7 protein-coding genes are annotated in these 12,921 nt (G+C 67.3%); 3 read left to right on the top strand and 4 right to left on the bottom strand.

From position 1 onward, the window contains the following. Positions 1-86: 86 nt before the first annotated feature. Positions 87-929, top strand: coding sequence for a hypothetical protein (locus tag OG202_RS14860; RefSeq protein ID WP_328222871.1), 843 nt, complete (start codon positions 87-89; stop codon positions 927-929). A gap of 1 nt (position 930) precedes the next feature. On the opposite strand, the gene OG202_RS14855 is transcribed toward OG202_RS14860, so the two are convergent. Then, positions 931-1,419, bottom strand: coding sequence for an ATP-binding protein (locus OG202_RS14855; RefSeq protein ID WP_328222870.1), 489 nt, complete (start codon positions 1,417-1,419; stop codon positions 931-933). Positions 1,420-1,809: 390 nt separating this feature from the next. On the opposite strand from OG202_RS14855, the gene OG202_RS14850 reads away from it, so the two are divergent. Continuing rightward, positions 1,810-2,604, top strand: coding sequence for a helix-turn-helix domain-containing protein (locus OG202_RS14850; RefSeq protein WP_328222868.1), 795 nt, complete (start codon positions 1,810-1,812; stop codon positions 2,602-2,604). Next, complete coding sequence (locus tag OG202_RS14845; RefSeq protein ID WP_328222866.1) at positions 2,597-2,812, top strand: DUF397 domain-containing protein; 216 nt, start codon at positions 2,597-2,599, stop codon at positions 2,810-2,812. Before OG202_RS14850 ends, OG202_RS14845 begins: the two co-directional genes overlap by 8 nt. A 9-nt stretch (positions 2,813-2,821) precedes the next feature. Here OG202_RS14845 and OG202_RS14840 read toward each other — a convergent pair whose 3' ends face one another. The 3 genes from OG202_RS14840 to drmD form a co-directional block, all read right to left on the bottom strand. Next, positions 2,822-5,098, bottom strand: a complete 2,277-nt coding sequence (locus OG202_RS14840) for a hypothetical protein (RefSeq protein ID WP_328222864.1) — start codon at positions 5,096-5,098, stop codon at positions 2,822-2,824. Positions 5,099-5,318: 220 nt separating this feature from the next. Continuing rightward, positions 5,319-9,641: an Eco57I restriction-modification methylase domain-containing protein gene (locus tag OG202_RS14835; RefSeq protein WP_328222863.1), complete on the bottom strand. Its 4,323-nt coding sequence runs from the start codon at positions 9,639-9,641 to the stop codon at positions 5,319-5,321. Then, complete coding sequence (gene drmD, locus OG202_RS14830) at positions 9,638-12,868, bottom strand: DISARM system SNF2-like helicase DrmD (RefSeq protein WP_328222862.1); 3,231 nt, start codon at positions 12,866-12,868, stop codon at positions 9,638-9,640. The genes OG202_RS14835 and drmD overlap by 4 nt, the downstream gene beginning before the upstream one ends. Positions 12,869-12,921 lie beyond the last annotated feature (53 nt).

The following is a 12,921-nucleotide window of genomic DNA, read 5'->3' as shown; positions in this document are numbered from 1 at the left end:
GTTGACTTAGTTCACACAAGCTGCAAGGGTCCTTCGGTGCAGCGACTGTGATGTGAACGCTACAGGCGGAGGCCATGGTGCAGGGCGTGACCGGCGATCAGATCAAGACGTTCTCGAAGGTGCCCGAGCGACGTGTGGTCGCCTTCCTTGAGCGGGGCGGATGGCGGGTGCTGTCAAAGGAACGCAGCGAGACCGTGTGGACGATCCAGGGCGGCGGGAGAGATGGCCTGTGCCCTGTGTGCGACGGCGCGCGCGAGGGGTTCGACGTCGGTAACGATGACGGGGATCTGTACTGCCCCGAGCACGAGGACCCGGTGGCGGCACTCGTGTACCCCTCAAGGGGCGAATCGGGAGCGGAGGCCGTCATGCGTGCGCTGTGCTCGCAGGAGCGGATGACGCCGGAGGAACTGCTCAACGCCCTCACCCTGGAGCGCAGGGACGAGGCGCACCTGTACCTGAGCCACCGACTGTTCGACTTTCCCGTCCAGGCCGTGGTATTCGAGGAGGCCATCCACGATCTGGTCGAGATTCTGCGCCTCTGCTACGACTGCGCCGGCGTGGAGCAGGGGGACGACGCTCTGACGTACAGCGACGTCACGTTCGCCGCCTCCGATCGCGTGACGCTTTCCTTCGGCCGCCCGTACGCCGAGCAGACCGACGAGGCCGCGGACCGTGTGCGAACGCTGTCCCGTCAGGCTGTTATGCGGCTGAACAGCACGCTGAGCCTGATGCACACCTCGGAGCGGGATCGGTCGGTCGTCCGGCAGTACGCGACAGGCGAAATGGTTCTGGAGGAGGTCCTCGGGCCGGAGGACTTCCGCCCGGACGCAGGGCCGGAACGGGCCTTGTGGGACGCCCTCGACACGTTCCGGCACCAGACGGCGGCCTTCGCCCGCTGGCGGATCGACCGGGGCTGGGACGTGGAGTGAGTCAGGGACTGCCGTCTGGGGGAGTGGGGTCGCACTCGGCCCAGACGGTCTTGACGTACTGATCTCGCCGATCGCAGCCCCAGCGGTCGGCGAGGGCCTCGACGAGAAGCAGGCCGCGACCGGATTCGGCCAAAGCTGTCGAGTCCGGTCCGGGCGTGCCGCCAAGGGCGGCCGGTGGTGGGGGAATCCGATCAGGACGCGTGTCGCTCACCTCGACGCGGGCGTGTGAGGTTGAGAGCAGCAGTCGTACCTCGAAGTCCCGGCCGGGGGTGTGGCCGTGTGTGATGGCGTTCGCGGCGAGCTCGGCGGTGATGGCGACGAGGGCGCGGGTGGCGGGGGCTGTGCGGGGGAGGCCCCAGTCTTCGAGCTGCTGCTCGACGAGGAGGCGGGCGAGGCGGGCGCCTCGGCGGGTGGAGCTGAGCTGGATTCTGAAGTGGTGGGCGGGAGCGGGGGTGGGGATGGGGACGGTTGTGGGGGAGGGGTTGATCATGCCGTCACCTGCGTGCTGTATGCGGTGTGCGCGGTCAGGTAGGGGCGGACGAGGGCGTTGTCTTCTCCTCGCAGCAAGTAGGTGTGGGGCTGGGGGCGGGGTTTCGGAGTGGGGCAGGGGTGGGTCGCGGGTGCGGGTGTGGGCCTCGGCGCCGTTGCGGACCGTCGGTGGCGTCCGGACGAGGGCCACAGGAGTCGCAGCAGTTGCTCGATGAGGCGGGTGGGGGAGGGCAGCACTTTGTCGAACTCCGCGTGGTGGGGGTGGCGGACCGTGAGGTCGGGCCACCGAAGGACGTCGCTGTGTAGCGATCCACTTACAGAGTGAGACGGTGCGGGCTACCCTCGCCAGGGGGTAGCAGGTGACAAGGCTTCTGTCACATAGGAGTTGACGTTGAGTAACATCTATGGGGACTGGTTGAAGGCTCAGCGCGAGGCGGCTGGGCTGACGCAACAGGAGCTGGCGGAGCAGGCGATCATGACCCGTTCGCACATCTCACACATCGAGGCCGGCCGCCGCGTCCCATCCAAGGAGGACGCGCTACGGCTCGACAGGGCGCTGAACACCGGGGATGTGCTGAGTAGCTTCCTGCCGGACGAGGGCGCGGCGGTCGCGGAGTACTTCGAGGCGGCTCGGGTGCTCGAACAGCAGGCGGTGGTAATTCGAGAGTTCGCCCTGTCGTACGTTCCCGGGATCCTCCAGACGGAGAGGTACGCACGTGCGGTTCTGACCACGTCCTTCCCTCCTGTGGGTGAAGCGGAATGTGACAGGCTCGTTGTCACACGGCTTGAGCGTGCGAAGGTTCTCCACGACCCGGTATCGCCCGTGGTTTTGGTGTTGCTGGACGAAGCCGTGCTGCGGCGTGCTATCGGTGGCCCCGACGTCATGGCGGAGCAGATCATGCACATCGTTCGCTTGGTGAGGAGCGGGCGTGTACGCGTGCATGTGATGCCGTTTACGCTTGGTTTTCACCCGCTGATGGACGGCATGCTCACGCTGATGTCGTTTGAGGACCAGCCACCTGTCGCGTACGGCGAAGGTCTGCGAATGGGGAAAGTGCACGACTCCCCGTCCGTGGTCCAGGAGTTGCACGGTCGGTACGATCTTGCACTGAGCGACGCACTGCCGCTGAAGGAGTCATTGGCCCTGCTGAGGGCGACAGCTAAGGACTACGGACACCATGACTGACCGAACCATCCTGAACGCTGCTGAGCTGCAAGGCTGGCGGAAGTCCTCCTACAGCAACAGCGAAGGCGGCAGTTGCGTCGAGGTGCTCGACGGACACCCAGCCGGTGTTCCCGTCCGAGACTCCAAGGCACTTCACGGTCCCGCGCTGGTCTTCTCGGTAGCTGGTTGGTCGGCGTTCGTTGTGGCAGTGAAGACCAGCGACCTTTGATCCTGAGACTCAGGCCGGCGGTACGAGGCGCGGCGGCAGGGGCTGTGCCGGGGAGGCGTACTTCGCGTGCGCCCGTTCCTGTTCTCTCCGCCAGATGACCATGAGTGCTTCGTCGGCCTGAGGGACGGCGAGGCCGACCTTCTTGAGGATTCCGCGGAAGAACGGGACAGGCCCGCCGCCTGGTCCCGTTGCGAGGGCGGAGAGGAGGGGTACGTCTGGGGCGAGGTCGCGGTCTACGTTGGTCAGCATGCGAAGCAAGGATTCGTCCCGGATGGTACGGGCACCTGGCAGGTCGAGCAGGTTGATGGTTTCCCTGCGGCTTGCTGTGTCGATGAGCCCACGCCTGATCCGCAGCTCCGCTCTGCTGAGTTGCTTGGGCTCGGGCGTCGGCGCTTCCTCCGCCGGTGTGGGCGTTTCAGCCGTCGGACCTGTCGCTTTCCGCTGCTCATCTTGATAACGAGAGAGGGAATTCGCTTCTGCGATGCTCTTACGGGCGGCCTTGAGCGCGTTTTCCAGGACCTGGATGTGGTGCGCGCGGCTCTGAGCTGCGGCTTTGACCCTCCTGGGGACTCGCTGGACGGGGAGTTCACCGAGCCGCACACGCGCATCCATGATTGCCTTGTTGGCTCTTTTACGGGCTGACTTGCTGAGCTTCGGACGCAAGGCGCCAAGTTCGGCTACGAGTTCACTCAGCTGTGCATCTTGGCGCTTGCTGGTCGCAGTCGGTGCGGTCCGACGGGCCGGGGCGGTCACCGGTGGCGTCTTCCAGGCCCGGAGGGCCTTGGCGACCTGGCCTTGCGGGAGCGAGTGTGGCGTGAGGTCCAGTCGGGGCGCCATCGCCCTGGCTGGTTGGCCGTACGCGGCGAAGGCGCGCTCCGTCTCGACGGCGGCCCACCGCTTGAGTTGAGGCGAGTCCTTGGCGAACGGGACGCCGAGCCGGTGGAGGATGTCCCCTAGGTAGGGCAGCGGGCCGCCGTCGTGACGGATCAACGCCGAGCGGACAGGGACGTACTCGGACAGCGGAGAGTCCACTTCCACGAGGAGATCACGGCGCTCGATGTCGGAGAGGTTCGAGAGCCCCCAGCCGATCGTGCGGGCGAGGGCCGCCCACGTCGTCGTTGAGCGCATCCGTGCCAAGTCGGCCAACGTGTCGCGGAGCTCGGTGACGAGGTCGGCGTGCGTGTGTGGCCGGGGCTTGGCGGGTGGTTCGGCCGTGGTGGTTGTGGCCAGGGGGGCGGCCTTCGGCTTGGCGAGTGCCTGCGGCTCGGCAACCTTGGTGCTTCGGGAGATGGGGTCGTGTGATGGCCCGGGCTCGGTGTGCGTTCCCGGGGGAGGACTCCAGAGGCCCGTTTGCTGGGCGTCGTGGGCATTGAGGCGCATGTAGCGGTTGGCCTCGATGGCCCAGCCGTGGCCGTCCTCCAAGACGAGCATCCGGGCGGAGTCGGGCACACGATAGACGTGCTCGGCCGGCGGCGCGTCAGTGTCGCCGGGGAGGGAGAGCAGGGCGCGGACGATGGGGCTGTCCAACGGCTTCACGTCCGCGACGAGGAGATGACGCTCTTCGGTGGCGAAGGGGCAGTGCGTGGGGGCGTTGGCTCCGAGAACGGGTGTGAAGACGAGGCTGCCCTGGATGGGGAAGGAGTGCGCTTTCGGGCGAGGGCGGGTTATGCGGATGGCCTCGACATCCGGAGTGGTCAGGCCCGTTGGTGTCAGCACACAGTCTTCGAGGGGAGTCCACTGGACCGCGCCTGTGCGATCCGGGGTTTCGGCGCCGATGTGAACGCGTCGTTCACCGCCGACGGTCTCGCAGCGGACGCGGAGGCAGAAGCCGTGCCGGCCTGCGAGTTCGCGAGTGACGGGGGTGTCTGGGCCGAAGATCCAGTCGAGGTCTTCGGCGCCTTCGGTCAGGTCATCGACAGCGCGGCGCCAGGCGGGGTAGTCGAGGCCGCTGAGCTGGAAACGGAGTCGGCGGCGGGCGCTTGGCAGGTGGACGTCGACGGCGTCGCCGGGGCCGGTGCCGAGGTTCTGGGTCTGTACCTTGCCGCTCAACTTCTGCTTGCTGAGCAGGCGTTGCACCCCGCGCTTGATGAAGAGGTGGTCGGCGCTGGACTCGCCGTTTGCCGTGCGGTGGCAGATGGGCGCGTTTGGGTGATGAGCGAAGTGACAGACCTTGTGCGTGTAGCGCTTGTCGCTCAGCTCGCCACCGCAGCCGCCCAGTTGGGTTCCGCACCAGTAGGTGTAGGTGGGATGGGCTTTGCGCCAGCGGTCCAGCTCGGTGGCGTCCATGGGGAGGATCACCGGGTGGTCGGACTTCGCATAGCCGACAACGGCGGTCTGTACTAGGCGGTGGTCGAAGGCGATGCCTGACGGGGACATTGAGCCTCGCGGTGGGTGAACGGTGGCGGGGTGCGCCTTGGCTGCGGGTGATGCCGCTCTCCGTGACTGTGAGCGGATCCAGGCACGGAGAGCGGCAGTTGGCGTCTGCCGGTTTGGGCGACGGGCTCGCTCAGAAGATGGTTCCCTCGGGTCGGAAGAGCCCGTCGTCCTCGAAGTCGACTGCTACGGACTTCCTGCCCTGTTCAACCTTCTTGCGGTATGCCTCAGCCGATGGCGAGGGCATGTCGGGGTGCTTCTGCGGCTTCTTGTGCAGTCCGAGGAATACCTCGTCCGCGTAAGCCCGGTGGTTGAGCTGGCGGAGCCGGTCGATGATCTCAGTGCGGGCAAGGAGACCGACGGTGTAGCGGGTGCCTTGGTTGGTCTCGTGGAAGCCGTGGTCGAGCGGGAAGGCTTCGTGCGTGGGATCGCGGGGCGGCGTCGCCCCGGTACTGTCTAGGAGATCTTGCCAGCCGTATGCTTCGACGGTACTTCTGTCGATTTCCTCGTGGAGGCGGCGCAGTTCGGTGATGTCGGAATCTCGGCAAGAGGGATCGTGAAATAGGTTGTATGTGGCAGTCATGCCGATATTTCGGCGCAACATTAGCTCGCGACGGAACGAGCTTAGGCGATCTCCCGCGAAGCGAAGCGACTCGTTCAACGGCGGGCGCACGAAAGTGTCGAATACGTCCGATGGGCTGTAACTAAGGTCGGATTTCATAGTGGCGCTTCGATCGATTGCCCACCAGTAATGCGGCGCGCTGCTGAGTACAGCCATGAGGGCGTAGTCGGAGGAGGCGAAGACGATCAACTTCTGGTCGAAGACCTGCCCCGTCGGAACCAGAACCGGCATGACAACCTTACTGACTTGCGCCATTACGATGCAATGCTTCAAAGGTTTGGTTGCCTTTACCATGGCGGGCCGCTTTTCCGCATAGTGCCACCAGTAATCCCGGTAGACCTTGCGTGGGTTGGTAGCGCGCTCCGGTTTTACGCTCCGCAGTACCTGTTCGTACGCTTTCGGATACTCCTTGGCTGCTCGCTCTGGCCAGTCATGGAAATTGATCACCCAGCGCTCTGTCTTGTGCTCGGGGTCCGTGTTGAGGGTCTTGCCGTTTAGGTACGGAAACAGAACCTCTCTGTACTGCTCATCCTCTGAAATCCATGCGTGCGCATCAGATTCAGAGAGGGTGAATCCGAGCCCCAGGACGTAAGAGCCGATAAAAGCGACTCCGCTGTTGCTCTCCAGCTTTGCCGACCAAGATGCCTCTCGGGTAGCCGGATTGAGCGAGGTTGAGATTCCATTGGGTGTGACAATGTCATGCAGTATGCGTGCTGAATTTTCCGCCAAGGGGGCCTTGCTCGTCCATACTGTGCAATATTCTAGAACTGCCGATGTTGACGGCCAGGGTTCGCTCTTGATTGCTCTGCGAATGCTGACGCCAGCACTTTCAAGTTGGTCCAACCCGACCTCGCGGGTGTCCCCTTGAGCCAAAGTGTTAGTGGCGATAAAGCCGGTCTGTCCTCCGCTGTTCAGGGTTCGGTGGCCGCGCAGAATGAAGTATGCTACCAGATCTGCGCTTCCCCGCTTGCTACCCGCAAGGAAGTCGACCATGTACTCCCGATAAGCCTCCCCCATGGCCCCCGTCAACTTCTGGCCGCCCAAGAACGGAGGATTCCCGACCACCGCATCAAATCCCCCCCGCTCAGCAAATACCTCGGGGAACTCCAACGGCCAATGGAAAGGTACTCTCCGCATTCCCCCTTCCGGAAGTTCACTGGCCAGCCACTCCCAAGCCTGTGCCCGAGCCTCAGCTACCACCCCTGAGCCCTCAACCTCAGCCTCTGGCACGGCCACCACATCCCGAGCCACCCGAGCCGCCACCGGAAACAGATCCCGAAGCCGCTCGCCCCCATCCGCCTCATACCAAGCCACCCGCCCCGAAGCACAAGTAGCCAGCGCAGCCCCCGCGACCAGGTCCCCCACGAGCCGCAGCTTGGCTGTCTTCTCCCGCACTTCCCGCAGCAGCTCCCGCTTCTCCGCCAGGGCCTCCGTCCCATCTCCCTCTATCTCGGTGATGGCATGACGCGTAGCGACGACCTCGCCCACCAGCCGGTCAGCCTCCGCCGCCGCACCCAGCAGGTCACCCTTCTCCACATCCAGGTGCACCGCCTTCAACTGCTCCAGCGACGTCACACCCAGCAGCGAATCCCCCGCCACCAACCGGTCATCCAAAAACGTGAACGGCCTCTCCGGATCCATCGACACCAGCCACAGCGACAGCTTCGCCATCTCCACGGCCATAGGGTTGATGTCCACCCCATACAGGCAGTGCTCGATGATCTGGCGCCGAGCCTCGATGACCAGCGGGTCGGACTCCGCGTCCGCAGCCGTCACCGCGTCGACAGCGCGCCCTGCCCGGTATGCGACCGCCTCCGCCCGTTCCTCCCGCGCCCACGCCTCGATCAGCCGGTCGCCCAAGTAACGGCAAGCGGCCACCAGGAACGCCGCCGACCCCATCGCGATGTCCGCGACTTTCAGCTCAAGGATCTGGTCGGCAGTCTTGGGCACCCACGCCTTCTCGTCCGCCGTCTGGAGCGGCCCCGGCTCGTACACCAGCGGCTCCAGCGCGTGCCGTACGACCTCCTCCGCCAGAGTTCGAGGCGTGTAGTGCGTGCCGGTGTTCTTCCGCAGCGACGACTCCGTCACGAACAACGAGCCCGCCGGAATCACCACCGGCAGGCCCCGCAGGTCCGGCCGCAGGAGCCCGAAGAACGGAAGGAGCCGTTCCGTCAGTGTCGCGTCCCGGCACGCAGCCTGCAGCCGCCGCCGTGCCTCCGCCTCGGCCTCCCCCTTCGCCGGAAGCAGCAGCTTCTCCAGCCTCGCCACGCTCGCCGGTGGCTTCGGTTCCTTCCACGTGTCGTGGATCTTCTTTGCCAGCGATTTGACGTCCCGCACCGAAGCCGCAAGCGATTCCAGCTCGGCCAACGGCACCTCGTGCTCCATGCCGGCCGGGCCGATGAGGCCGACCATCGTCTCGACGGCGCGCTCACCGTCGTACGACAGCAGACCTTCGTACACGTAACCGATCTGCTCGACGTCGAGCGCGCGGAAGCTCAGCGTCCGCGTCTCGCGCTGCTTGCCTGAGCCGACGTGGACTTCCTGCACGGCCTGGAGCATGTGCAGGACCGTGCGGTCGTCGATGGGCAGCAGCGGTGAAGTCGTCTCCAGCCACGGGTACTTGTCCGGATCGAAGATCGAGCCGTCGTAGGCCGGCAGCTCCAGATCCGGGTGCTGGACACCGCCGTGCACTGCGTGGAACAACGCGATCAGGCGGTGCCATGCCGCCGTCGTGTGTTCCAGGGAGGCCTCGCCCTCCGCGTCCGCCCGGGACTTCAGCTCCGCGCGCAGGAAGCGGGCCGAGTACGACTTCGCGTACACCTCGTTGTCCGAGGGGAGCAGGCCTCGCTCCTCGGCGAAGAGGAGGAAGACGACGCGCATCATCACCGCGACCGCGCCCCGATAGACCTCGCTCGCCTCGACTCCCGTCGCGCGCAGGCCGGGTGCGCCCTGCTCCATGGACCGCGCGTCCGCCCGCCCGATCGCGTCCACCAGCAGTTCCACCGCCTGGCGGACCTGGACGCCGAGCGCGTCGGTGACCTCGTCGCCCGCGTCCAGGCTCTTCTTCAGCAGGCCGACGAGGGTCTCCGGCTCCTCGTACTCGAAGAAGCGACGTCGGCGCAGCAGCGAGACGAAGGCACGGACGACGTTCCGCTCCGCCGCCTCGTTCCAGCCGATGGCGTCGAAGACGGCCGTGGTCGTGACGCCGCCGACCGGCGCCCACACCAGGCACCACCAGCGGCCGTCCGTCAGGAGGCCCAACGGGACATCGTGGTGGCGGAGCAGGCGGGCCAGGCGGTCGGCCGGAGGGGCCGACCAGTCGTCGCCCCAGTTCGGGCGGGCCGTGGGGGAGGTGCCGCTGGGCAAGGTCATGCCGAGCACGCGGACACGCTTCGCCGCCGACTCAACGTCCGGCTCGGCAGCCAGGTCCGTACCCGGCTCGGACAACGCGAAGTCGGCCCGCAGACGGACACCGTGCTCGGGCACCTCCAGGCTGAAGCGGTCCAGGGCCAGGTCAGGGACGTCCTCGGCCTCGCCCTGGCGCAGGGTCAGCGCGTCGCCCCATTCGAGGAGGGAACGCAGGACGTACGCCACCCACTCGTCGCGGCCGGCCCTGGTGTCGGTCTGCCAGTCGGCGTGGTGGGCGCGGAGGCGGGCCCGCTGCTCCTTCTCGACGGCGTCGAGCTGCTGCCACGCCTGGAGCAGGACCGGCATGGTGAGGAAGGGGCCGGAGACCTCGGTGAGGTCGAGCCACTCCTGGTGCTGGGCGCGGCCGTCGAGCGCCTTGGCCTTGGCGGCGGCGAGTCCTCGGGAGACGGCGGGGCGGGGGCTCATCGGCGGGCTTCCTTTGCGGGGATCACGAAGACGACGGCGACGGGGAAGAGGTGAGAGCGCGGCTCGCGATAGCGGGCGGCGATCGTGGCCAGCTCGCGTTCGCGCTCGGCTCCGAGACTCTTGATGCGGTCCTGCCAGCGCTCGCGGTCCTCGCGGTACTGGCGCTGCTCGGCGGTCGTCACCTCTCGGGTGCCGAAGAGCGCGATCTGCTCGTTGGCGTCGTCGCCCTCTTCCTTGAGCTTGGCGCGCAGGGTGGCCTCGAAGCGGTCGAGGGTGGCCTTGATGCGGTCCTCTTCCTGCGTGCGCCGAGCGGCGAGCGCGCTTTCCAGCGAGGCCCGACGTTCGCGGGCGCGGGCGGCGAGCGACTCGTAAAGAGGGTCTTTGAGCTTGGGCCAGGCGTCGGTGAGTTCCTGACGCAGGCCCGGAGCTGCCTCGGTGCCGTCGGTGAGGGCGCGAGCGAGGGCATCACCCTGGGTGCGTACGGAGTCCCAGCGGCGGAAACGGCCCGTGTCGCCGAACCAGCCGCCCGCGTAGAGGATCTCCTCGTGCAGGCGGGTGCCGTCCGCGCCCACGAGGACGTAGCGGGCGTACGCCGAGACGAGGGTGGTCTGGATGCTCGGGTCGTCGCTGACGACCGCCGCGACGCGGTGCAGGCCGACGCTGTCCGCGTTCCATACGGCGGCCGTGAGCAGCCGGGTGGAGAGGGCGACGAGCGGGTGCTTCAGGTGGGCGAGGACGATGTCGTCCCGGCCCTGCGCGGCGAGCTGCGGGTCGAAGGTGACGGGGCGCTGCTCGGTGGGGCGCAATTTGTGGGCCAGGCCTCGGGTGGCGCGTTCCCAGGTGCCGGACAGGGGCGGGACCTCGTACAGACCGCCCTCGAAGAACTCGCTGTAGTGCGGGGCGAGGGGCTGTTGGTGGTCCAGTTCGAGGGCCGTGTCCACCACGCGCTTGATCGTGGTCGGGTTCAGGCCGAGGGTGTCGACCGTCTCCTGGTACTGGTCGGCGAGACGCTTGGCCTGCGCGGTGACGTTCTGCTCGGCGGTGATGGTGCCGCCGGTGTTCTTCCGCCCCGCGATCTGCTTGGCCTTGGCGTTCTCGATGTCGACCGGCGTGTGGTCGCCCGTCATGCGGCGTTGTACGGCGTCGGCGATGACGGCGTTGACCGAGCCGAGGTCCTCCTCCATCCGCGCGACCTTGCGGGCGACGCGGGACAGGAACTCCAGGTCGGCCTCGTAGGAGCCGGCCTTGGCCTTCTCCCAGCCGGCGCCGATGAAGTGGCTGATCTCCGGGTCGTGCTTCTGGCCCCAGCGGTCGACACGGCCGATGCGCTGCTCCAGCTTGTTGGGGTTGAAGGGGATGTCGTAGTTGAACAGGCGGTGGCAGTGGTTCTGGAGGTCGATGCCCTCGCTGGCCGCGTCGGTCGCCAGGAGGATGCGGACCTTGCCCTCGTCGGTGGCGGGGTGCGCCTGGAAGCCGAGGCGGATCTGCTCGCGCTGCTCGGCGTTGAGACCGCCGTGCAGCACGGCGACACGCTCGCCGTCCGTGAGTTCATGCTGCTGGAGCAGGTTGAACAGCCACTTCTGGGTGTCGCGGTACTCGGTGAAGACCACGACGCGTTCGTTCGTCCAGTGCTGGTCGGGGCGGCAGATGGCCTTGACCGCGTTGATCAGCGCGTCGGCCTTGGAGTCGGCCGCGGCCTCGTGCGTGAGAGCCCAACGCTCCATCTGGCGCAGCAGCTTCAGCTCCTCGCCGTCCTCCTGCGGGGTCAGGCTAGTGGAGCGGGTGAGGGCGTCGTCCTCCGCGTCGGCGAGGCCCAGGTCGTCGAGTTCGGCGGCGAGGTCGGCGAAGTCGTCCAGCCAGTCCGGGACTTCGGCGGCGGCGGAGCGCGAACGGCCCTGCGTGTCGTCCAGGTGGGAGAGGTAGACCTTGACGGTGTGCAGGAAGGCGGCGGGGGAGGAGAAGAGCCGCTTCTTCAGCAGCAGGGTGACGAGGTCGGCCGCGCGGCGGCCGCCGCGTGCCTTCGGCGCCATCCGCCGCTTGCGCAGGTCGGCGAAGCTGCCCAGCAGGCCGTGCACCTCGCGCTCCAACTCCGTGTACTCGACGGGAAGTTCGCGTGTCTTGCGGGTGCGGAAGCGGGGCGTGCCGTCCGGGTTGGTGACGTTGGCCTTCAGCCGCCGTACGACCGTCTCGTCGCGGGACTGCTTGTCCGGCTCGACACCGCGGGCGAACTTCTGGTTGTCGATGAGTTCCAGCAGGGCGGTGTACGACTCGGGGTAGCCGTTGTGCGGGGTCGCGGAGAGGAAGAGGCGGTGCTCGAAGTGCGGCACCAGGCGCCGGATCAGCTTGGTCTGCTGCGAGTCGACGGCGTACACCTGCTTGGGCGCGGCGGGTGCGACGTGGTGGGCCTCGTCGAGGACGAGGAGATCGAAGAAACGGCGCCGGCGGGCACCGTCGTCTCCGGTCTCCTCCCGGGCCGGGACCACCTCGTCCAGAAGACGCTGGGCCTTGGTACCGCGCAGCCAGGGCAGGGAGACGATGGCGAGGGGGTGCACGCGGAACGGGTTGGCCGCCGTGCCGTGCGTGCGGCGCAGCCGGGCGCAGTGCTCGGAGTCGACGATGGTGAAGTCCAGACCGAACTTCTCGTGCATCTCGTCGCGCCACTTGAGGGTCAGGCCCGCCGGGCAGACGATCATGATCCGGTGGGCGCGGCCGCGCAGCAGCAGTTCCTGGACGACCAGGCCGGCTTCGATCGTCTTGCCGAGGCCGACGTCGTCGGCGAGGAGCAGATTGACGCGGGGGGCGCCGACGGCACGGGAGACCGGTTCGAGCTGGTACGGCTCGACGGCGACGCCGGAGCGGAAGGGCGCCTGGAGGGTCCTGACATCGGCGGAGGCCACCGCCGACCAGCGGACGGCGTCGAGGAAGGCGGCGAGGCGCGAGGGTGGGTCGAAGCGGCCGTTTGCGGCGTCCGGCAGGGAACCGCGGTCCAGGACCCTGCGCCCCGGCTCGACCTCCCATATGACGGAAAGGGTGTCCCCGAACCGGCCGTCGGCGACCGACTGCAGGTGGACGAGGGTCGCGGAACGCCCACTGGCGGCCGGAGCGGGCTCGACGCGGGCGACCACCCAGCTCTGGCCGCGTACCTCGACCAGCTCCCCCTCCTCGGGGATCCGGTCGGACGCGTCCGCGCCCCGTCCGCGGTCCTGCCGAGCCGCCTGCGTCGTCATGCTGTGGCCTTCCTTCGTGGCTCGTATGCACTTGGCATACGGCATTGACCCTA

This window comes from Streptomyces sp. NBC_00310 (assembly GCF_036208085.1).
Taxonomy (GTDB): Bacteria; Actinomycetota; Actinomycetes; order Streptomycetales; family Streptomycetaceae; genus Streptomyces.
Note: the sequence above shows the minus strand (reverse complement) of the source record. Positions and strands in the feature narration are given on the sequence as shown.

Excerpts from the sequence above, each read along its gene's own strand:
- OG202_RS14855 (WP_328222870.1), bottom strand. The coding sequence starts at position 1,419 with ATGATCAACCCCTCCCCCACAACCGTCCCCATCCCCACCCCCGCTCCC.
- OG202_RS14845 (WP_328222866.1), top strand. The coding sequence starts at position 2,597 with ATGACTGACCGAACCATCCTGAACGCTGCTGAGCTGCAAGGCTGGCGG.
- OG202_RS14840 (WP_328222864.1), bottom strand. The coding sequence starts at position 5,098 with ATGGACGCCACCGAGCTGGACCGCTGGCGCAAAGCCCATCCCACCTAC.
- OG202_RS14835 (WP_328222863.1), bottom strand. The coding sequence starts at position 9,641 with ATGAGCCCCCGCCCCGCCGTCTCCCGAGGACTCGCCGCCGCCAAGGCC.
- drmD (WP_328222862.1), bottom strand. The coding sequence starts at position 12,868 with ATGACGACGCAGGCGGCTCGGCAGGACCGCGGACGGGGCGCGGACGCG.